19 protein-coding genes are annotated in these 20,472 nt (G+C 66.8%); 9 read left to right on the forward strand and 10 right to left on the reverse strand.

All coding sequences use genetic code 11. The features are described from left to right. Window positions 1-62 precede the first annotated feature (62 nt). Window positions 63-686, forward strand: a complete 624-nt coding sequence (locus tag RPB_RS05950) for an outer membrane protein (protein WP_011440077.1) — start codon at window positions 63-65, stop codon at window positions 684-686. A gap of 216 nt (window positions 687-902) precedes the next feature. On the opposite strand, the gene RPB_RS05955 is transcribed toward RPB_RS05950, so the two are convergent. After that, window positions 903-1,115 carry a cold-shock protein gene (locus RPB_RS05955; RefSeq protein WP_011440078.1) on the reverse strand — a complete coding sequence of 71 codons (213 nt, stop codon included), beginning with the start codon at window positions 1,113-1,115 and terminating at the stop codon, window positions 903-905. A 255-nt stretch (window positions 1,116-1,370) separates the two neighbouring features. Next, on the reverse strand, window positions 1,371-2,228 hold the full coding sequence (locus tag RPB_RS05960; RefSeq protein ID WP_011440079.1) for a 23S rRNA (adenine(2030)-N(6))-methyltransferase RlmJ: 858 nt from the start codon (window positions 2,226-2,228) through the stop codon (window positions 1,371-1,373). Window positions 2,229-2,550: 322 nt separating this feature from the next. On the opposite strand from RPB_RS05960, the gene RPB_RS05965 reads away from it, so the two are divergent. Beyond that, window positions 2,551-2,946 carry a response regulator gene (locus tag RPB_RS05965; RefSeq protein WP_011440080.1) on the forward strand — a complete coding sequence of 132 codons (396 nt, stop codon included), beginning with the start codon at window positions 2,551-2,553 and terminating at the stop codon, window positions 2,944-2,946. 189 nt (window positions 2,947-3,135) lie between these two features. Here the strand turns inward: RPB_RS05965 and RPB_RS05970 are convergent, their stop codons facing one another. The 3 genes from RPB_RS05970 to RPB_RS05980 form a co-directional block, all read right to left on the reverse strand. Beyond that, complete coding sequence (locus tag RPB_RS05970; protein WP_011440081.1) at window positions 3,136-3,990, reverse strand: TIGR01459 family HAD-type hydrolase; 855 nt, start codon at window positions 3,988-3,990, stop codon at window positions 3,136-3,138. A gap of 12 nt (window positions 3,991-4,002) precedes the next feature. Further along, window positions 4,003-5,475 (reverse strand): EAL domain-containing protein, encoded by a 1,473-nt coding sequence (locus RPB_RS05975; RefSeq protein ID WP_011440082.1) that lies wholly within the window; start codon window positions 5,473-5,475, stop codon window positions 4,003-4,005. A 97-nt stretch (window positions 5,476-5,572) separates the two neighbouring features. Continuing rightward, window positions 5,573-6,919: an aspartate aminotransferase family protein gene (locus tag RPB_RS05980; RefSeq protein WP_011440083.1), complete on the reverse strand. Its 1,347-nt coding sequence runs from the start codon at window positions 6,917-6,919 to the stop codon at window positions 5,573-5,575. Between the two features lie 257 nt (window positions 6,920-7,176). Here RPB_RS05980 and hisS point away from each other — a divergent pair, with 257 nt between their 5' ends. The 3 genes from hisS to RPB_RS05995 all read left to right on the forward strand — a co-directional run bounded on the left by hisS (window position 7,177) and on the right by RPB_RS05995 (window position 9,686). Next, entirely contained in the window at window positions 7,177-8,757 is a 1,581-nt protein-coding gene (gene hisS, locus RPB_RS05985; protein ID WP_011440084.1) for a histidine--tRNA ligase, read from the forward strand. A gap of 202 nt (window positions 8,758-8,959) precedes the next feature. Then, window positions 8,960-9,163 carry a tautomerase family protein gene (locus tag RPB_RS05990; protein WP_011440085.1) on the forward strand — a complete coding sequence of 68 codons (204 nt, stop codon included), beginning with the start codon at window positions 8,960-8,962 and terminating at the stop codon, window positions 9,161-9,163. Window positions 9,164-9,290: 127 nt separating this feature from the next. Beyond that, window positions 9,291-9,686, forward strand: coding sequence for a thioesterase family protein (locus RPB_RS05995; protein WP_011440086.1), 396 nt, complete (start codon window positions 9,291-9,293; stop codon window positions 9,684-9,686). Between the two features lie 3 nt (window positions 9,687-9,689). Here RPB_RS05995 and RPB_RS06000 read toward each other — a convergent pair whose 3' ends face one another. The 5 genes from RPB_RS06000 to RPB_RS06020 form a co-directional block, all read right to left on the reverse strand. After that, window positions 9,690-10,085 (reverse strand): hypothetical protein, encoded by a 396-nt coding sequence (locus RPB_RS06000; protein WP_011440087.1) that lies wholly within the window; start codon window positions 10,083-10,085, stop codon window positions 9,690-9,692. Window positions 10,086-10,247: 162 nt separating this feature from the next. Then, the gene (locus RPB_RS06005; RefSeq protein ID WP_011440088.1) at window positions 10,248-12,311 is read right to left on the reverse strand and encodes a membrane protein; all 2,064 of its coding nucleotides are present in this window, start codon (window positions 12,309-12,311) and stop codon (window positions 10,248-10,250) included. 276 nt (window positions 12,312-12,587) lie between these two features. Continuing rightward, window positions 12,588-15,413 (reverse strand): DUF4159 domain-containing protein, encoded by a 2,826-nt coding sequence (locus RPB_RS06010; RefSeq protein ID WP_011440089.1) that lies wholly within the window; start codon window positions 15,411-15,413, stop codon window positions 12,588-12,590. Next, window positions 15,410-16,348, reverse strand: a complete 939-nt coding sequence (locus RPB_RS06015) for a DUF58 domain-containing protein (protein ID WP_011440090.1) — start codon at window positions 16,346-16,348, stop codon at window positions 15,410-15,412. The genes RPB_RS06010 and RPB_RS06015 overlap by 4 nt, the downstream gene beginning before the upstream one ends. Next, window positions 16,348-17,346 carry an AAA family ATPase gene (locus RPB_RS06020; RefSeq protein ID WP_011440091.1) on the reverse strand — a complete coding sequence of 333 codons (999 nt, stop codon included), beginning with the start codon at window positions 17,344-17,346 and terminating at the stop codon, window positions 16,348-16,350. The genes RPB_RS06015 and RPB_RS06020 overlap by 1 nt, the downstream gene beginning before the upstream one ends. Window positions 17,347-17,614: 268 nt before the next feature. Here RPB_RS06020 and RPB_RS06025 point away from each other — a divergent pair, with 268 nt between their 5' ends. The 4 genes from RPB_RS06025 to RPB_RS06040 are packed head-to-tail and all read left to right on the forward strand — an operon-like array spanning window position 17,615 to window position 20,433. Next, window positions 17,615-18,226, forward strand: a complete 612-nt coding sequence (locus tag RPB_RS06025) for a DUF1285 domain-containing protein (RefSeq protein WP_011440092.1) — start codon at window positions 17,615-17,617, stop codon at window positions 18,224-18,226. Between the two features lie 28 nt (window positions 18,227-18,254). Then, on the forward strand, window positions 18,255-18,920 hold the full coding sequence (locus RPB_RS06030; RefSeq protein ID WP_011440093.1) for a CoA pyrophosphatase: 666 nt from the start codon (window positions 18,255-18,257) through the stop codon (window positions 18,918-18,920). After that, window positions 18,917-19,180 carry a DUF6111 family protein gene (locus RPB_RS06035; protein ID WP_011440094.1) on the forward strand — a complete coding sequence of 88 codons (264 nt, stop codon included), beginning with the start codon at window positions 18,917-18,919 and terminating at the stop codon, window positions 19,178-19,180. Before RPB_RS06030 ends, RPB_RS06035 begins: the two co-directional genes overlap by 4 nt. After that, window positions 19,177-20,433 (forward strand): CCA tRNA nucleotidyltransferase, encoded by a 1,257-nt coding sequence (locus RPB_RS06040; protein WP_011440095.1) that lies wholly within the window; start codon window positions 19,177-19,179, stop codon window positions 20,431-20,433. The genes RPB_RS06035 and RPB_RS06040 overlap by 4 nt, the downstream gene beginning before the upstream one ends. Window positions 20,434-20,472 lie beyond the last annotated feature (39 nt).

Below are 20,472 nucleotides of genomic sequence, written 5' to 3' on the forward strand. Positions count from 1 at the left end.
TGTGGCCGAGGGCTGGACGGACGGCGCGCGCAAGCAGCGTCCCTGCCGTCGAGGAGAGTAAGATGCGTAAACTTGCGATGGCCGCGGCGACCGTAATCGCCGCAACGGGGTCCACGGCACAGGCGGCGGATATGGGCTATTACGGCTCACGGACGCCCTACACCGTGAATCAGCCCCTCAACGCCTTCAGCTGGGCCGGCCCGTATCTGGGCGGCAATCTCGGCTACGCGTTCGGCAACGTCACCAACAACATCACCAAGCCGTCCGGATTCAGCGGTGGCGTTCAGGGCGGCTACAATTGGCAGAGCGGCAACATCGTCTTCGGCCTCGAAGGCGATATTCAGTTCTCGACCGCCAACGACACCTTCGCGTCCTACAAATTCTCGAACCCCTGGTTCGGGACGGCACGCGGCCGCGTCGGCTATGCGATGAACGACATTCTGCTCTACGCAACCGGCGGTCTCGCTTTCGGTCAGCTGAAGGGCGAATATCTGCTGTCCTCGGAGAGCCACACCTCGGCCGGCTGGACGGTCGGCGCCGGCGCCGAATTCGCCTTTGCGCCGAAGCTCAGCGCCAAGGTCGAGTATCTTTACGGCAGCCTGTCGACCAACAACTTCTTCATCACCGGCGCCCCGAACGGCTACAATTTCGGCCTCATCCGCGCCGGCATCAACTATCATTTCTAAACGTCGCGACGAAACCTTCGCGAGCAAGAAACTCGGCGATCAACATTCCCGGCCCTCGTGGCCGGGATTTTTTTTGGACTGGGTTGTCGGGCGGAGCGCCGCGTAGTCGGGCCGCGCACATGCGAGCGCCGCGGCGTCGTATTCGCTACGCCGTCACTTCAAAGCCCGTCGCGTTCGTCGTGGCTGCGTTCAGTTTTGCACAGCCCATGACAACAACTACGAAATCACCAGATTGACCGCCTTGGGGCCTTTGCCCTTTTTGTCCGGTTCGACCTCGAATGAAATGCGCTGACCTTCGGTCAGATCCTTCAAGCCGGCACGCTCGACCGCAGTGATATGAACAAATACGTCGCGGCCACCGTCATCAGGCTTGATGAACCCGTAGCCGCGTTCTCCATTGAAGAACTTCACCGTTCCCGTATTAGGCATTCCGGAAACTCCTCCCGCATGCTTTCCGTCGCGCGCCGGCGCGTCGGTGCGACCTGGCGTTGCGCTGCCGGAAAGCTCGGCCGAGGCTGGGCCTGCTGATCGTCGCAGGTCCGAGGTAGTACGGCCTTGTCACTCCGCCGCCCCCATTCGCGGAAGCAGAACGTAAAGCCAGTCCAATGACTCAGCATAGTACGGATTTGCGCGGATTGACTACGCCCCAAATGCGACTTTTCGCGCCAATCAGCGCGTGAGTCGTCAGGGCTTAGGTAGCTCGAGCCGATAACGGCTGACGCCCCCTTGGCCGAGAGGTCTTTCCAGCTCAGGAAGGATGACTCTCAAATCCGACACCAGCGTCCATGGCGGATTCACCACCAGCAGTCCGGTCGAGGTCAGCGCGCCGTCCGGCTGTTGCGGTGCGACGCTGAATTCCAGCCGCAGACACTTGCCGTCGCCGCCGGCTGCGGCAACGGTTGCAACGCGGTCGGCCAGCGCGTCGGTGGCGCGTCGGTTCTTCACCGGATACCACAACTGATAGATGCCCGTCGGCCATTTCCCGTAAGCGGTGCTGAAACCCTGCGCCAATCGCTCGAATTCGTCCTTCTTTTCGAAGGACGGATCGATCAGCACCAGGCCGCGGCGTTCTTTCGGCGGCACGAACGCGGTCAGCGCCTGCCAGCCGTCGAGATCGACCACCCGCGCCTGGGTGTCGCGGCGCAGCGCATTGATCAGCTGTTTGCGCGCCAGCGGCTCCAATTCGCTGGCGACCATACTGTCCTGCGGGCGCAGCAGGGCGCGGGCGATCAGCGGCGATCCGGGATAGGCGGTCAGGTCGCGTTGCGGGTTGAAGGCGCGGATGATGTCGAGATAGGGCCTGATCAGTTCGCCGGCCTCGTCGCTGAACCGCGCCTGCATCACCCGGGCGATCCCGGTGACCCATTCGCCGCCGCGGCGGGCCTCGTCGCTGGTGAGGTCGTAGAGCCCGGCGCCGGCATGGCTGTCGACCACCCGAAACGGCGCCGGCTTCTCCTGCAGATAAGTGAGGATCCGGGCCAGCACGATGTGCTTGATGACATCGGCGAAATTGCCGGCGTGAAAGGCGTGGCGATAATTCATCGGCCTTTCCTAGCAGTCGGCGCCCCGACCCGCCATGGCGTCGTGGGCTGCATCCCGGGATGCCGTTACGCCGCGTCCGTAAGACTACGGGGGACGTGCCGGATGCCCAAAATGCAGGGAAAGTCGGCATTTTTCGGAGGTTTCTGCGGCGATGGCGGGTTCGCTCCGGCGCCCCCGGTTAACGGGCTGTTTAATCAGCGGTGCTAGTTCTGGTCTGCGGATGAGGCCGGGCGTGTCCAACGCCGGGTCCTTCGGAGAACCACAATTTAGCCCACCGTTGGGGCGTTTCGGCGCACCGATGCGGTGCCCCTGGGAGTTGAAGATGGCGGTTGATTTGTCAATGTCGGTCCTGGTGGTGGACGACTACAGCACCATGATCCGGATCATTCGTAATCTTCTGAAGCAGCTCGGCTTCGAGCATATCGACGACGCCAGCGACGGCTCGGCTGCGCTCGAGAAGATGCGGGTCAAGAAGTACGGCCTGGTGATCTCGGACTGGAACATGGAGCCGATGACCGGCTACGACCTCTTGAAGGAAGTCCGCGCCGATCCCAATCTGTCGCAGACGCCGTTCATCATGATCACGGCGGAGTCCAAGACCGAGAACGTGATCGCCGCCAAGCGGGCGGGCGTGAACAATTACATCGTCAAGCCGTTCAACGCGGCGACGCTGAAGACCAAGATCGACGCGGTGTTCCCGGATCACGTCGCGGCGTAAGCGCGACGCATCAGCCGGCGAGTTTCGAGAGCGCGCTCCGCAAGGGGCGCGTTTTTGTTTGCGACGGCGTCATGCGCGGGCTTGACCCGCGCATCCATCGTCCGCGAAAGCGGACGCACGAAATTGTCCATTCATCCGAAGCGGATGGATTGCCGGGTCAAGCCCGGCAATGACGGCGGAGAGCTTCTGCTACCACCGCAGCTCGCGGGTCAGCGCCAGCGGCGGGTGGCCGAACAATTCGTCGACGGCGGCAGCATCGAGCCGGTCGATGCCCTCGAAGGCATCGGCATGGATGCCGCGGGTGACGAACAACAGATCGATGCCGTAGGCCTGCGCGCCGGCGAGGTCGGTGCGGACGGAATCGCCGATCGCCAGCACGCGCGGAAGCGGCGTCTCGGCGCCGCGGAGTCCGCGCGCGAGCGCCATCGCGCGGTCGTAGATCGGCCGGTGCGGCTTGCCGTAGAAGATCACCTCGCCACCGAGCTCGCGATACAGTTCGGCGATCGCGCCGGCGCAGTAGATCAGCCGGTCGCCACGCTCGACCACGATGTCGGGATTGGCGCAGACCAGCGTCAGCTTGCGCGCCAGCGCCTCGCCCATCATCGCGCGATAGTCCTCGGCGGATTCGGTCTCGTCGTCGAACGGGCCGGTGCAGATGATGTAGTCGGCCTTGTCCAGCGGCGTCAGCATCGCGTCGAGGCCGCGATAGATCGCATTGTCGCGATCCGGGCCGAGCCAGAACACCGACTGGCCGGGATGCTCGGCGACGTAGCCGCGGGTGAGGTCGCCGGACGACACGATGGCGTCGTAGCAATCGTCGGGCACGTCCAGCTTGCGCAGCTGCCGCTGCACCGAATCCGCCGGGCGCGGCGCGTTGGTGATCAGCACCACGGTACGGCCTTCCCGGCGCGCGGTGCGCAGCGCGTCGCAAGCCTCGGGGAACGATTCCATGCCGTTATGCACGACGCCCCAGATGTCGCTCAGCACGACATCGACCGATCCCACCAGCTCGCGCAGGTGCTCGACGAAACGCAGCGTGGTCATGCGAAAAAGCGGTCAGGCCGGGCCGACGGCACGGCGCGCGAGCGCCGCGAGGCCGGTCGCGGCGCGCGGCGGATCGATCCGGGCGGGTTCGCCCTTCGGGGAGGAGCCTGGATCATACGGAGGGGCGATGTCCTGCTTGGCCTTGTCGCCGGGAGTAGGGGGCGCAGGCGATGGGGCGGTCTCGGGGCGCAGCGGACGGGGCGCTGCGAACAAGAACCCCTGCCCAAACCGCACATCGTAGTCAAGCAGGTCGACCACCGCGCGCTCGCCCTCGATCCGCTCGGCGATCAGATCGATGCCGAACCGGCCGAGCAGGTCGGACAGATCGGCGGGGTGGATGTCGGCGACCGGATGCTCGCGCTGGTCGAGCAGCAGCGCCGCCGGAACCTTGATGAAGCGGACGCCGCGGTCGGCGAGGTCGCGCGGCTCGAACCGCAGATCGGTGACGTGGTCGATCGAGAACCGGAAGCCGCGTTGCGCCAGCGCCGCGAGGTGCTCGGTTTCGAGCGGCCCGAGGTTGCGCAGCGTGCTCTGCTTGAACTCCAGCACGAAGGACGGCGCCAGCGCCTTGTTGGCCTCGAGAAAATCGAGGCACTGGGCGAACGATTCGGCATCCGACAGGGTCGCGGCGGCGATATTGACGAACACGCCGACGTCCTTGTTGCGCACCATCAGCCGCCGCAGCACCTGGACGGCGCGCAGCATCACCGCATGGTCGATCCGGCCCATCAGCCCGGCGGTCTCGGCGACGGTGAGAAATTCGCCGGCGGCGAGGATCTGGTCGTTGCCGTCGCGCAGCCGCGTCACGATCTCGTAGAACCGCACCTTGCGTTGCGGTAGGCTCACCAGCGGTTGCAGATAGATGTCGAGCCGGCCGGTCTCGATCGCGGTTTTCACCGCGACCAGAACCTGCGCCGGATCACGCGCCGGCTTCGGCGTTGCCGGCAGGGCGGTGACGGTGGCCGAGACCAGTTCGGTCAGGGCGAGCGGCTCGGCGGCGGGCTGGGCCGTCTGCTGATCCTCGACGCGGGCTTCCGGATCGAGCATCGGCGGCCGGCGCGGTGCGGCGCCCGTCGCGGCGGAATTCAGCATGTCTTCGTGGGTGGCGACCGAGGCGGCGAGCTGCTTGACCAGCAGCCCGAGTTCGCCGATCTCGTTCATGGCGACCTGGGTGCGGTCCTGGCTGGCCGCATTGGCGGCCATCACTTTGCCTTCGACCGCAGCGAGCCGGCGGCCGAATTCGGCGATCTGGCGGGCGAGATCCGCGGTGCCGCGCGACAGATCGGCGATCTGGTGACCGGCGTCGGAGCGGTCGCGCAGCCGGATCGAGACGGCATTGTACAGAATGAACAGGCTCAGCGTCGCCAGCGCCACGATCGCGGATTCGACCGCATTGAAGCCGGCGAGCGCATACACCACCGCGCCCAGCGACGCGGAGATCAGCGCCATGCAGATGGCGATGAAAATGGTCGAGATTCGGATCATCCAGCGCCGCTGTTCCTGACGATCCCGCCATCATTGGTGATTCGGCGGACGAGTCCAAAGGATTCGTCCGCCGCAACCGGGGAACCAGGCGGCAGCGTCAGGCGATGGCGCGGATCACCCGGCCGACCTTGTCGACGATTTCGCCGATCTGGTCCGCGTTGAGGATCAGCGGCGGGGTCAGGGCCAGGGTGTCGCCGGCGATCCGCAGCATCAGATCGTGGTCGTGGAAGGCCGAGTTCATCGCCTCGAAGCCGCGCTTGCCGGGTCCGTCCGCCATCGGCGCCAGGTCGATGCCGGCGGTCAGGCCGAGGGTGCGGATATCGACCACGTTCGGCTCGGACTTCAGCGACATCACCGCGTCGGCGAACACCGGCTCGAGCGCCTTGGCGTTCTCGAACAGCTTCTCGTCGCGATACAGGTCGAGCGTGGCGAGGCCGGCCGCGCAGGCCAAGGGATGCGCCGAATAGGTGTAGCCGTGGAACAGCTCGATCGCGTAATCGGGCCCGCTCATGAAGGCGTCGTGGATCTCGGAGCTGGCGATCACGCCGCCCATCGGCACCGCGCCGTTGGTGACGCCCTTGGCGAAGGTGATCATGTCCGGGGTGACGCCGTAGCGCTCGGCGGCGAAGCTGTGGCCGAGACGGCCGAAGCCGGTGATGACCTCGTCGAAGATCAGCAGGATGCCGTGCTTCCTGGTGATCTCGCGCAGCTTCTGGAGATAGCCCTTCGGCGGCGGCAGCACGCCGGTGGAGCCGGCCATCGGCTCGACGATCACCGCCGCGATGGTGTTGGCGCCGTGCAGATTGACGAGGCCTTCGAGCGCGTCGGCGAAGTGCGCGCCGTACTCCGGCTCGCCCTTGCTGAACGCCTGCTTGTCGCGGTCATAGGTCGCGGGCAGATGGTCGACGCCGTTCAAGAGCGTGCCGAACATCTTGCGGTTGTTGCCGATGCCGCCGACCGCGGTGCCGCCGAAGCCGACGCCGTGATAGCCGCGCTCGCGGCCGATGAAGCGGGTGCGGCCGCCCTGGCCGCGGATCTGCTGCCAGGCCATCGCGATCTTCAGCGCGGTGTCGGCGGCTTCCGAGCCGGAATTGCAGAAGAACACGTGGTCGAGGCCTTCGGGGGCGAGGTCCGCGATCCGGCTGGCGAGTTCGAACGCCTTCGGCTGGCCGAACTGGAACGGCGGCGAGAAGTCCAGCGCCTCGGCCTGGGCGGCAATCGCCGCGGAAATCTGGGGGCGGCCGTGCCCGGCGTTGCTGCACCACATGCCGGCTGCCGCGTCGATGATCTTGCGCCCGTCCGTGGTGAAATAGTGCATGTCCTTGGCGCCCGCGATCATCTTCGGCGCGCGCTTGAAGGCCCGGTTCGCCGTGAACGGCATCCAGAACGCATCGAGGTCGTTCGGGACGTTGACGGCGGAATTGGGCTTGCTCTTGTCTAACATAGGCTCCTCGTGCATGCGCGGGCGTGGACTTCGAACGGCGCGGCAGGCTAGCAGCTTCGGGTTGCCCCGGAAATGCCGCGAGCCCGCACATTTGCGTGGGGCTTCCATCCGCAGCGGGTGGCACGCGCTCATTCCGGAGGCACCAGGCCTGCCCTTTCGGAGGCAGCCGGCCCGCGATTTGCGCTGGATCATGCAGCCCAGCCTTGCTGCACGGCAGGGCGGCTGGTACCAACCCGGCCCTGAGCGGAAAGGCGACCATGGCTGAGAAACCCAAGAAACCACAGAAGTTGCGCGCCCGTCTGCCGCGCGGCCTGACCGATCGCGGCCCCGCCGAGATCGCGGCGACGCGCGCGATGGTGGAAACCATCCGCGAGGTCTATGAGCGCTACGGCTTCGAGCCGGTCGAGACCCCGGCGTTCGAATACACCGACGCGCTCGGCAAGTTCCTGCCCGACCAGGATCGCCCCAACGAGGGCGTGTTCTCGCTGCAGGACGACGACGAGCAATGGATCAGCCTGCGCTACGACCTGACCGCGCCGCTCGCCCGCTACGTCGCCGAAAATTTCGACGCACTGCCGAAGCCCTATCGCAGCTACCGTTTCGGCTGGGTGTTCCGCAACGAAAAGCCCGGCCCCGGCCGCTTCCGCCAGTTCATGCAGTTCGACGCCGACACCGTGGGCTCCGGCTCGCCGGCCGCCGATGCCGAGATGTGCATGATGGCGGCGGACACGATGGAAGCGTTGGGCATCCCGCGCGGCAGCTACGTGGTGAAGGTGAACAACCGCAAGGTGCTGGATGGGGTGCTGGAGGCCATTGGCCTTGGCGGGGATGAGAATGCGGGGCGCCGGCTCACGGTGCTGAGGGCTATCGATAAGTCGGATAAATTTCCGCCCGAGGAGATCAAGAAGCTTCTGGGGCCGGGACGTTGGGATGGTGGCGAAGAAGGCAAAGGCGATTTCACAAAAGGCGCGATGCTTGGTGATGATCAGATTGAGCTGATTCTCAGAGCAACTTCGCCAAGCTTCATAGCAGGCCGCTTCAATGCCGATGGAAGCGGCGGCGTTAGCAATGCTGATACAGTCGAACTCCTTCGCTCGACGGCGGACAACGAGACTTTAAAGCAAGGATGCGATGAACTGTCGGTAATCTCGGATCTGCTGGATTCTGGCGGCTATGGTGCAACGTCCACAAATCCTAATGTGCGCGTTGTCATCGATCCCTCCGTCGTCCGAGGCCTCGAATACTACACCGGCCCGGTCTACGAGGTCGAACTGCTGCTCGAGACCAAGGACGAAAAGGGGCGCCCGGTGCGGTTCGGCTCGGTCGGCGGCGGCGGTCGTTACGATGGTCTGGTGTCGCGCTTCCGCGGCGAGCCGGTGCCGGCGACCGGGTTCTCGATCGGTGTGTCGCGGCTGCAGGCGGCGCTGACGATGATCGGCAAGCTTGGGACCCGGCCCGCGACCGGCCCGGTGGTGGTGACGGTGTTCGACCGCGAGCGGCTCGCCGACTACCAGAAGATGGTGTCGCAGCTCCGCGCCGAGGACATCCGCGCCGAGCTCTATCTCGGCAATCCGAAGAACATGGGCAACCAGCTCAAATACGCCGACAAGCGCAACTCGCCTTGCGTGATCATCCAGGGCTCCGATGAGAAGAACGATCCGGACGGCCCGCAGGTGATCGTCAAGGACCTGATCCTCGGCGCCGAACTCGCCGCTCTGGACAAGGATCGCGACGATTATCTGCAGCGTCAGGCCGACGCCCAGCGCAAAGTGCCGCAGCTCGGGATGATCGACGAAGTGCGGCGGATTCTGGCGCGGCACGACATCGACTGGAATTGACGGCGGACGGCGCGCTGTCGAACCCTCTCCCCTTGTGGGAGAGGGTCGCTTCGCGAAGCGAAGCGGGGTGAGGGGTCGAGGGCCTTTACCGAGATCACAGGTCCCCCTCATCCGTCGCGGACTTCGTCCGCGCCACCTTCTCCCACAAGGGGAGAAGGACAAACCAACAGCGCTCATCGCGCGACCACAGGGAGACACCACGATGCCCGAGATCACCGTCAACATGGCCGCAGGCCGCACCGACGAGCAGAAGGCGGCGATGATGCGCGATATCTCGCAGGCGCTGGTGACGCATCTCGGCGTCGCCGCCGAAGACGTGGTGATCCAGATCAACGAGGCGCCGCTCACCAACAAGATGAAGGGCGGCAAGACCTTCGTCGAGCGCAAGGCCGCGCAGGCGAAGTAAGCCTATCCGTCATTGCGAGCGAAGCGAAGCAATCCAGAGGCTCCGAATACGCAGCTGGATTGCTTCGTCGGCTTCGCCTCCTCGCAATGACGGACCCGATGTCGTCGCCAACTCTTGAAAGAGCCCCATGGACGCACGCGATGTAATCTCTGTCGGCATGACCGCCGAGCGGCAGATCGTTGTGACGCCGGAGCAGACGGTGCAGCATTTCGTGCCGTATATGCCGGCGGTGTTCGCCACTCCGCTGATGATCCTGGAGATGGAAATGGCCTCGGGCGAGGCCGTGCATCCGGCGTTGCCGCAGGGCTGGGTGACGGTCGGCACCGGCGTCGACATCCGCCATCTGACGCCGGCGCTGGTCGGCCATGCGGTGCGGACGGTGTCGAAAGTCACGGCGGTCGAACAGCGCACGGTGAGCTTCGCGGTCGCCTGCTGGGTCGGCGCGCGCAAGATCGGCGACGGCAAACACATCCGTGGCCTGATCGACGTCGAAGCTTTCACCAGCCGCTTCAAGGATTGGTAGCCGTCACCTGACCTCGACCGTGTATCGATCAGTGGCGCTGAGCATCCCCTCCCGATAGGTGGCACGTAGGGTGAAGGTATCGGTGCCTCGGAAGCCGCGCTGGGAGACGTAGAGCACGTTCAGGCCGGAAATCGTCTTGCCTGCGCACTTCGAGCGCTGCCCCGTAAATCGATTGATATCGATCTTGTAAGGCCCGGTCGTCGTCGACAGGGTCCCGTATCTTGGTTTCTCGACGACCGTAACGGTTCCCTTGTACGCGCTGCAATCGGACAGGTTGAAGTTCGAGTAAGCGCGCATCAGCGCCTTTTTACCGGATGACACCTGGCGGGTGAACTCGGTTGCCGAAAGCGCGGACGGGGCTGCGAGCAGAGCGCAGCAGATCACCATGAGTTTGAACATTGGCCTCCCCGAACAGACAATTATCATTGGGCAGGCACATCGCAATGTCCCCGTCCTGATCGTCGATAGGTCGAAAACGCCTCGCGAGGAGACTTCGGTTTTGGGCAGTCGTCAAGCCGAGGGGCCATCAGCGGTTCGATGCTTCACAGCGACGGGCTGCTGCTAGCGCCCCTCGCGCAGCCAGGTCGCCGCGAACGCGCCGAGCAGCAGCAACAGACCGATCAGCCCGGTGAACACCGGCAACACGCCGACGCCGCGGACCACGCTGGCGTCGCGCATCCGGACGCCGAGCCAGCCGTCGCCGCGGAACAGCGTCGCGGATTGCACCGGGACGATCCGCGGCAGCTCGACGCTACCGCCGTCGGCGATCCGCCGCGCATCGCCGCCGGTCGCCAGCGCCAGCGGCTTCAGCGTCTCCGCGGTCGACGTGACTTCGGAGAATTCCTTCGGGTTGACCGGCCCGACATTGATCAGCGCCTTCAGCGTGCCGTCGCTCGCGGCCCAAAGGCCGAGTTCGTCGGCCGGCAGCGTCGTGCGCCAGATGCCGGGATCGCTCGGGGCGAGGGTGAGCTGCCGGGTCTGGCCGGACGGCGAGGTGACGGTGACCGGCGGCACATTGTCGGCCATGGTCTGGCGGATCACCTGCAGATCCTTGCCCTCGACCCTGAGCCGCAGCGCCTCCTCGTCGAGGTCGGGCTGCTTCATCAGCCAGTGCGACATCCGCCGCAACAGATCGAGATGCGGGCCGCCGCCCTCATAGCCGCGCGCCCACAGCCAGATGTGGTCGGAGAGCAGCAGCGCGACGCGGCCCTCGCCGTAGTGTGACAGCAGCAACAGCGGCATGTTGTCGGCGCCGGTCATCAGCGGCGGCGTGGTGGCGTTGCGGGTGTCGATGGTGCGGAAGAAGCGGCTCCATTTCGGTGGCTCGGAATTCGAGCCCTCCAGCGCGCGCGTCACCGGGTGGCGTTTGCCGGCATCGCTGAGCTGCGCCGTGTACGGCTTCTCGGTGACGCCGACCGGCTCGGCCGGCAGCAGGCTGTCGAGCGGTGTGCGCCAGATCGAGGTGGTCGAGGCGTAGTCCGGGCCGGCCGACACCAGCACCGCGCCGCCATTGCGCACATAACGCGCGATATTGTCGAAATACGCGATCGGCAGCACGCCCTGGCGGGCGTAACGGTCGAAGATGATCAGCTGAAACTCGTTGATCTTCTGCTGGAACAGCTCGCGGGTCGGAAACGCGATCAGCGACAGCTCGTTGATCGGCGTGCCGTCCTGCTTCTCCGGCGGCCGCAGGATGGTGAAGTGCACCAGATCGACGCTGGCGTCGGATTTCAGCAAATTGCGCCAGGTGCGCTCGCCGGAATGCGGCTCGCCCGACACCAGCAGCACCCGCAGCTTGTCGCGGACGCCGTCGATCGAGACCACGGCGCGGTTGTTCACCGTGGTCAATTCGTTGTCGACCGGCGAGGCTTCGATCTCGACGATGTTGGCGCCGGCGTGCTTGATGTCGACGTCGACCTTGACGGTCTGGCCGCTGGCGACGCTGCGCTCGTTCAGCACTTCGCCGTCGCGGCGGACGACGACGCGGGCGCGCTCGCCGATGATGCCCTGATCGTCGAGCCGGTAGGTGATGGTCTGATTCTGGCCGACGATGCCGAAGCGCGGCGCGGCCACGATGGCGATGCGGCGGTCGCGCTCGTTGCTGCGGCCGGTGATCAGCGCGTGCACCGGGGCCTGGAAGCCGAGGGCGGCGGCGTTGGCCGGGACGTCGTGAACCCGGCCGTCGGTGATCAGGAACGCCCCGGCGACGCGGTCGGTCGGCACGTCGGACAGCGCGGAGGTGAGAGCGCCGAACAGTTTGGTTCCGTCGGTCTCGCCGTCGGCCTGACCAGCTTCCACGACGCGGACCTCGACGCCCTTGAGCTGCTTCAGCCGGTCGACGAGTTGCTCCTTGGCCTGATCGGCCTCGGCGGCGCGGGTGCCGAAATTCTGGCTCGGGCTCTTGTCGACGACGACGGCGGCGACCGATGACAGCGGCTCGCGTTCCTCGCGGGTGAAGGACGGGTTCGACAGCGCCAGCAAAATCAGCGCCAGCGCGGCGATCCGCACCCACGCGCCGCGCGAGCGGCCGAGCAGCAGCACGATCGCGATCACCGCAATGGCGGCGAGCGCGCCCCACAGCACGAGCGTCGGAACGAGAGGCGCGAAGGCGATGCCGTATTGCAATGAACTAACCTCTCGACATCGACAGCGTCATCCTGAGGTGCGCGTCGCCCTTGCGACGCGCCTCGAAGGATGGCCGCACGGTACGCGTCTCCATCCTTCGAGGCTCGCGTTGCTCGCACCTCAGGATGACGGCTGTTGTATTCCCAGCGAAGTCATTCCGGGGCGCGCCGACAGGCGCGAACCCGGAATCCAGAGCTTCAGGGCATCTCGGGATTCCGGGTTCGCGAGCTGCGCTCGCGCCCCGGAATGACGTGGTGAGGGCGGGATAAACTCGCATCATTGCCCTAACCGTTCGATCAGCGCCGGGGCATGGACCTGGTCGGCTTTGTAGTTGCCGGTCAGCGTGTACATCACGATGTTGACGCCGGCGCGGAAGGCGAATTCGCGCTGGCGTGGTTCGCCCGGCGTCAGCGGCAGCATCGGCTGGCCGTCCGGACGCATCGCCCAGGCGCCGGCCAGATCGTTGGAGGTGATGATGATCGGCGACACGCCGTCGCCGCCGCGCGCTGGCCGGGTGGTGTCCTCGTCGTCGTTCTCGCGCGGCAGGGTTTCGACCCAGGTCTCGCCCGCAGTGAAGCGGCCGGGGAAGTCGCGCAGCAGGTAGAACGTCTTGGTCAGCACGTGCTCGCGCGGCACCGGTTCGAGTTCGGGAACGTCGAGCGACGACAGCACGTTGCGCAGCGTCAGCATGCCGGGCGTCTGCGACGCGCCGTTCGGGCCGGCGGGCGCCTCGATCGCGTCGCGGGTGTCGAAGATCACCGTGCCGCCCTGCTTCATGTAGGCGCCGATCTTGTCGAGCGCGTCTTGCGGCGGCTTCGGCGCGCCCGCAATCACCGGCCAATAGATCAGCGGGAAGAACGACAATTCGTCGCGCGCCGGATCGATGCCCATCGGCTCGCCGGCTTCCAGCGCGGTGCGCTGCGCCAGAAACAGCGTCAGCCCGTTCATCCCGGCTTTGACGATCGAATCGACGTCGGCATTGCCGGTGACCACATAGGCGAGATGCGTCTGCGCCGTCGCCTTGATGGCGAAATCATCCTTGGGGCCGTCGGCATAGGATCGTCCCGGCATGGTCGCGAGCGGCAGCGCGAGCAGCAGTGCCAGCGCCGCGGTGGCGGTGCGGCGGCGGCGCATCATCAGCGCGGCGAGGCCTCCGCCGAGCAGCGCCACGATCAGCGCGTCGAGTCCGAACAGGCCGAGCGCGGAAGCGAGCAGCATGCCGCGCAGGTCGCGCGGTTCGGCGTTGGTGTAGTTGGCGCGCCGCGCAGCGATCGCCGCGGTGTCGAGCGCCACGATGCGGTCGGCGGCCGCGAGCGCATTGACCGCCAGCGGGCCGTCGGCCGGGCCGTAGAAACCGGGCGGGTGGTCGGCGCTGCCGCGGTCGCGATAGTCGGCCGGGATCGGCTTGGCGGAGGCCGGCGGCGGACCGAAGGCGCCGAACCCGTCGAGCGTGCGCAGTGGCGCCACGGTCTCGGCCGCCTTGGCGTCGGCGGCGACACCCGCGCCCGGCGTCGCGGTGTAGCCGGACATATCCACTAGCCTGCGCAGCATTTCGACGAAGGTGCCGGACATCGGCAGATCCGACCAGCGCATGTCGGCGCTGACGTGAAACAGGGTGACCAGTCCCTTGCCGCGATGTTCGCCGGTGACCAGCGGCGTGCCGTCGGCGAGCGAGGCCCAGCTCTTGGTCGCCAGCACCGCGTCGGGCTCGGCCAGCACCTGGCGGTTGACGGTGACGTCGGCGGGCACAGCGATTCCGGCGAACGGGCCGTCGGCGGCGAAAGATGCGAGGTGTTGCGGCTTTTCCCAGGTCAGGCTGCCGCCGAGGCTGCGGCCACCGTTACGCAGCTTCACCGGCACCAGATCGTCCTCGGCCTGGCGCGCGAGGCGGGGCCCGGCGAAACGTACCAGCACGCCGCCCTGGTCGATCCAGGCGTCGAGACGCTGACGCAGCTCCGGCGACAGCGCGCCGACGTCGGCCATCACCAGCATCGGCAGCTTCTGATCGAGAAACTGGGTAATCACCTGCTGCGGCGCCGCGCGGTCGCCGAGCCGGACGTCGGCGAACGGCGACAGCGCGCGGGCGAGGTAGAAGGTCGGCGCCAGCAGCGGCTGCGCGGTGTCGGTGCTCGCACCCGAGACGATGCCGATGGCGCGACGGCGCCAGCGCTTGTCGAGCAACTGCACGGCGCCGGCGGAGCGTTCGCCGGCGATTTCGAGGCGCGCGATGTCGTTGCGCAATTCGACCGGCAGCTCGAAGGCCGCGTCGGTCTCGCGATCGAGCGGTGGAAAGTTGAATCGTGCTTCGCCGATCGGTGCGCCCTTGGCGTCGAGCGCGCGTACCGTGCCGGTGTCGATGCCGCCGGCCTGCGCGCGCAGCACCTTCACCGTCATCCTGGCCGCGGCATTCTCCGCAGCGGCGAGCGCATGCGCCGGCGGAGCGCCGCCTTGGACGATGGTGACGTTGCGGTTCTGCAGCAGCTTGTTCAGGCCCTCGACGAACTCGCCGCCGCGGCCGGTGTCGACACCGTCGGTCAGCCAGACGATTTCGGCGTCGCCGGCGGCTTTCAGGAAGCGCTCGATCGGCGGCAGCGACTCGATTCGTTCGACCGCATAGGGCTTCGGCGCGAGCTGCCGCAGCGACACCCGGGCAGTGCCGGCCGGCATCAGCGTCGGATCGCGGGTCGCTTCCGACAGCGGCGCCAGCGCGACCGCGCGGTTTGAACTATCCGCCTCGGCGATCATTTGGTCGGCGGCGTTGATTCGCATTTCCCAGCTCGACGCCGAACTCCAGCCGTCGTCGAGTAGAATCAGCAGCGGTCCGCGGCTGTTGCCGGCGGCCGTCTGCGGATTCCAGATCGGCCCGGCCAGCGCGATGATCACCAGCGCCGCGGCCAGCATCCGCAGCGCGGTGAGCCACCACGGCGTCCGCGACGGGGTTTCTTCCTTCGGCGCGATCTCGAACAGCAGCCGGGTCGGCGGGAAGTCGATCCGGCGTGGCCGCGGCGGCGTCACCCGCAGCAGCCACCACAGCGCCGGCAGCGCGAGCAGGCCGAGCAGCAGCAGCGGTTGGGCGAAGGACAGGGGCAAACCGCCGATCATGCGCCGAGTCCCGTTTTGGTGCCGCGCTCGGCGCCCTTGGCCGTGGTCATCCCGGCGTGCAGGAACAACAACAGCTCGGCAGCCGAACGGCTGGTGGTGTGCGTCGAAAACAGCCAGTCGAGCGTGCCGGTCTCGACTCGGATCTGATCGCGATGCGCCGCGACCAGCGCGACGTAGTCCGCCGCCCAGGTCTCGGCGCGGCCCGCGGTGATCGCACCGCCGCCTTCCGGCTCGACGAATTCGATGCGTCCGGAGAACGGAAAGCTCTCTTCCGCAGGATCGACGACCTGCACCAGCGAGCCGTGCGCGCCGGACGAGGACAGGCCCGAAAGCATCTGCCGGATCTCGCCGAGCGGTGACCAGAAGTCGGACAGCACCACGATCTCGGCCAGCGACGACGGCACGAAGGACGGCGGCAGGCTGTCACGCGAGGTTGTGTCGTGCAGGATCGCCTGCGCCATCCGGTCGATCACATTGTTGTTCGAGGTCGGGTTCATCAGCCCGGGAATGCCGACGCGTTCGCCGCCCGCGACCAGCAATTCGGCCAGCGCGAAAGTCACGATCAGGGCGCGCTCGAGCTTGCTGTCGCGCACGCCCTTCGAGGCGTAGGCCATCGAGGCGGAACGGTCCGGCCACAGCCACACGGTGTGCGCGGCCTCCCATTCCAGCTCGCGGACGTAGAGATGATCGTCGCGCGCCGAACGGCGCCAGTCGACGCGGGTGGCCGGTTCGCCGGAGACGAAGCGGCGATATTGCCAGAAGTTTTCGCCGGCGCCGGCGCGGCGGCGGCCGTGCAGGCCGTGGGTGACGTTGTTGGCGATGCGGCGGGCTTCGAGCATCAGGCGCGGCAGCGATGCGGCGAGCGTCCGGCTCTCGCCATCAGCACGTCGAACCGCCAGCGTCTCCTTGTTCGGCTGCTCGGGCGCCTGCGCCATCAGCCGATCCGGCTCTTGAGCTGCCGGATCACGTCCGGGATCGTGCGACCTTCGGCGCGCGCCGAGAAGGTCAGCGCCATGCGGTGTTTCAGCACGGGCTCGGCGAGGTCGAGGACGTCGTCGATCGACGGCGCCAGCCGGCCGTCGAGCAGCGCGCGGGCGCGCACCGCCAGCATCAGCGACTGGCTGGCGCGCGGGCCGGGGCCCCAGGCGATCAGCTTGCCGAGATCGCCGGCCTCGGGCCCGGGACGTGCCGAGCGCACCAGCGACAGGATCGCCTCGACGACCGAATCGCCGACCGGCAGACGGCGCACCAGGCGCTGCGCCGAGACGAGGAGTTCGGCGTTCATCGTCGTCTTCGGAATCGCGTGGTCGGCGCCGGTGGTATCGAACAGGATGCGGCGCTCGGCGTCGCGGTCCGGATAGTCGACGTCGATTTCCATCAGGAAGCGATCGAGCTGCGCTTCGGGCAGCGGGTAGGTGCCTTCCTGCTCCAGCGGGTTCTGCGTCGCCAGCACATGGAACGGCTTCGGCAGATCGTGCCGCGCCCCGGCCACCGTGATGTGCTGCTCCTGCATCGCCTGCAGCAGCGCCGATTGCGTGCGGGGGCTGGCGCGGTTGATTTCGTCGGCCATCAGCAGTTGCGCGAACACCGGACCGGCGATGAAGCGGAACGACCGCTTGCCGGCGGCGGTCTCATCGAGCACTTCGGCGCCGAGAATATCCGAGGGCATCAAATCGGGCGTGAACTGGATGCGCTTGGCGTCGAGGCCGAGCGTGACGCCCAGCGTCTCCACCAGCTTGGTCTTGGCGAGGCCCGGCACGCCGATCAGCAGTGCGTGGCCGCCGGCGAGAATGGTGACCAGCGTGTTTTCGACGACGCGCTCCTGACCGAAAATGACCGTGGCGATCGCCTCCTTGGCGGCGCGGACGTCGCTCGCGACCTGCTCGGCTGAGCGCACGATAACGTCTTCGAGCTTCTCGACACTGTCCGCCATCCGGTCTCTCCTGTTCACGCTGGCCGTCCGACCAGTCCAATCCGGCTCGCCGGCGATCGTCCCGTCACGGCCATGTATGCTAGGCTGCGTATGCTAGGCCGCCCGCAGCGGCGAAGCGAAGGCTATGGTTTTATTGGCCAAATCTATCCCCACATTATGAGCATCGCGGATCGGCGCGCATCACGATGTGGAGAGTTGAACCGCGCCGCACGTTATCGAAAATGTGCAGCTATCGTGCCACTTCAGGAGTTGAGGGTCAGGGTAAACCATGGCGAAGCAAGGGCAGAGCTTGAACCGCAGCCTCGACGGATTGACGGAAGCCGCGCGCGATGCGGCCGGCAAAGCCGCAGCGGGCAAGGGGCTGCCGCCGGTGCATCTGTGGAACCCGCCGTTCTGCGGCGATCTCGACATGCGCATCGCCGGCGATGGAACCTGGTTCTATCTCGGCACGCCGATCGGGCGGCCGGCGCTTGTGCGGCTGTTCTCCACCATCCTGAAGCGGGAGGACGGCAAGCACTTCCTGGTGACGCCGGTCGAGAAGGTCGGAATCAAGGTCGACGACGCACCGTTCCTCGCGGTCGAGATGGTGAACGACCAAGATTCGCGCGGCCCCTTGCTGCGCTTCCGCACCAATGTCGACGACTGGGTCGATTGCGACGCCGATCATCGGCTGCGGTTCGAAGTCGCGGATGACGGCGGGACGATGCCCTATCTCCACGTTCGCGCCGACCTCTGGGCCAAGGTGACGCGGGCGTTGTATTACGATCTGGTTGACATCGGCGAGGAGCGGGTGGTCGATGGTCGTCCGAAGTTTGGAATTGCTTCCGGCGGCGCATTCTTCGCGATGGCCGACGCGGAGCAGATGAGGGAAGCACTTTGAACGGGCCGGAACCACTTTGAACGAGCCGATGATGGGGATTGAGTCTGCCCCGGGCAGCATCAGTTCGGCCGACTTCTTCGATCGCGCCCTGCGACGATTGCGGTTCGACGTGCCGCCGGCGCTGACGGACGCCAGCGTCATTCCCGAGAGCGGCGATCACGGCACCGACCGGATGCTGCGTCTGATCGCGCAGGAACGGCCGATCCGTCCGGCTGCGGTGCTGATCCCGGTGATCGAGCACGCCGAACCGACCGTGCTGCTGACGATGCGCGCTGCGCATCTCAACGATCATGCCGGGCAGATCGCGTTTCCTGGCGGCAAGATCGACGCCGCCGACAATTCGCCACTCGACGCGGCTCTGCGCGAGGCGGAGGAAGAGATCGGTCTCGACCGCTCCTATGTCGAGCCGATCGGCTATCTCGACGTCTACGGCACCGGCTTCGGCTTTCGCATCCTGCCAACGGTGGCGCGGGTGCGGCCCGGCTTCGAACTGACCATCAACAAATCGGAAGTCGACGACGCTTTCGAGGTGCCGCTGTCGTTTCTGATGAATCCGGGCAATCACCAATTGCACAGCAAGGAATTCCGCGGCGCGCTGCGCTCGTATTATGCGATGCCGTTCGCCGAACGTTACATCTGGGGCGCGACAGCGGGGATCCTGCGGCTCATGTACGAACGGATCTGCCTGCCATGATCCGTGCCATCTTGACTGAAGTCGCGATCTTTCTCATCCCCTTCATTGCCTACGCGATCTACCTGGTCGTCACGCGTGCGGCGCTGACGCATCGTTCGTCCTGGCCCTTCCGCATCGTCGCCTGGCTGCTGATTTCGGCGCTGGCGCTGGTCATCCTCAGCCTGCTGCTGCTGGTGCATTATTCCGGCGCGCCGCCCGGTGCGACCTATATGCCGGCGCGAATCGAGGACGGCCGCCTCGTCCCCGGAGCCGAAAAATGACCGGGGGGGCGGTGCGCGCCGATGCGCCGTGGCTGCATGCCGGCCCGGCCGCTCAGGTTCTCGCGCTGCTCAACCACGATGGCGAAGAAGCCCGCGTGGTCGGCGGCGCGGTCCGAAACGCGCTGCTGAAACTGCCGATCGGCGACGTCGACATCGCAACCACCGCTCTGCCGGACGAAGTCGTCCGCCGCGCCCGGGCCGCCGGCATCAAGGCGGTGCCGACCGGGGTCGAGCACGGCACGGTCACGCTGGTGCTGGACGGTCACGGCTTCGAAGTCACCACGCTGCGCGAGGATGTCGAAACCTTCGGCCGCAAGGCCAAGGTCGCGTTCGGCCGCGACTGGCTGCGCGACGCGCAGCGCCGCGACTTCACCATCAATGGACTGTCGGTGTCGCCCGACGGCGTGGTGCACGACTATGTCGGCGGACTCGACGACATCGCCGCGCGGCGGGTGCGGTTCATCGGCGATCCGGATCAGCGCATCGCAGAAGACTACCTGCGCATCCTGCGCTTCTTCCGCATTCATGCAGCCTACGGCGTCGGCCCGCCGCAGCGTGCCGGCACGCTCGCCTGCATCCGCGGTCGCGCTGGGCTCGCGACGCTCTCGGCCGAGCGGATGCGGATGGAGATGCTGAAACTGATGGTGGCGGACGGCGCGCTCGCTTCGGTCGAGGCCATGGCGGACGGCGGTCTTCTGCTCGCGGTGCTCGGCGGCGTGACCTATCCCGGCCCCTTCGCGGCGATGATCGGGGCGGAACAGGCGCTCGGCCTCGATCCGGATCCGGTGCGGCGGCTCGGCGCACTCGCGGTCGCGGTCACCGAGGACGCCAAGCGGCTGTCGCAGCGGCTGCGGCTGTCGAACGCCGAAGCGAAGCGGCTCGACTCCATGGGGCACCGCTGGTGGCGGCTCGCCGGCATGGACGAGGCGACCGCGCGCCGCCGGCTGTACCGGCTCGGCGAGCCGCGCTTTCACGATCGCATGATGCTGGCCTGGGCGCGGGCCGGGCGCCAGGCCGATCCGGCGCCGTGGCGGAACCTGGTCGCCCTGCCGCAACGCTGGCGGCCGCCGGGTTTCCCATTGAAAGCCGCCGATTTCATCGCGCGCGGCTTTGCTGCCGGGCCGGCGCTCGGCCATGTGCTGACGCTGGCCGAAGACGCCTGGCTCGCCGCGGATTTTCCGGTCGAGGAGGGGCGGCTGCAGGCAATCGCCGACCAGACCGCGGCGAGGTTCGCACGCGATCATTTGCTGTAGTCGCGTCCGAGAGATGCGGCCCCTGGACGATGTCCTCGG

Origin of the sequence: Rhodopseudomonas palustris HaA2, assembly GCF_000013365.1 — a bacterium.
Taxonomy (GTDB): domain Bacteria; phylum Pseudomonadota; class Alphaproteobacteria; order Rhizobiales; family Xanthobacteraceae; genus Rhodopseudomonas; species Rhodopseudomonas palustris_J.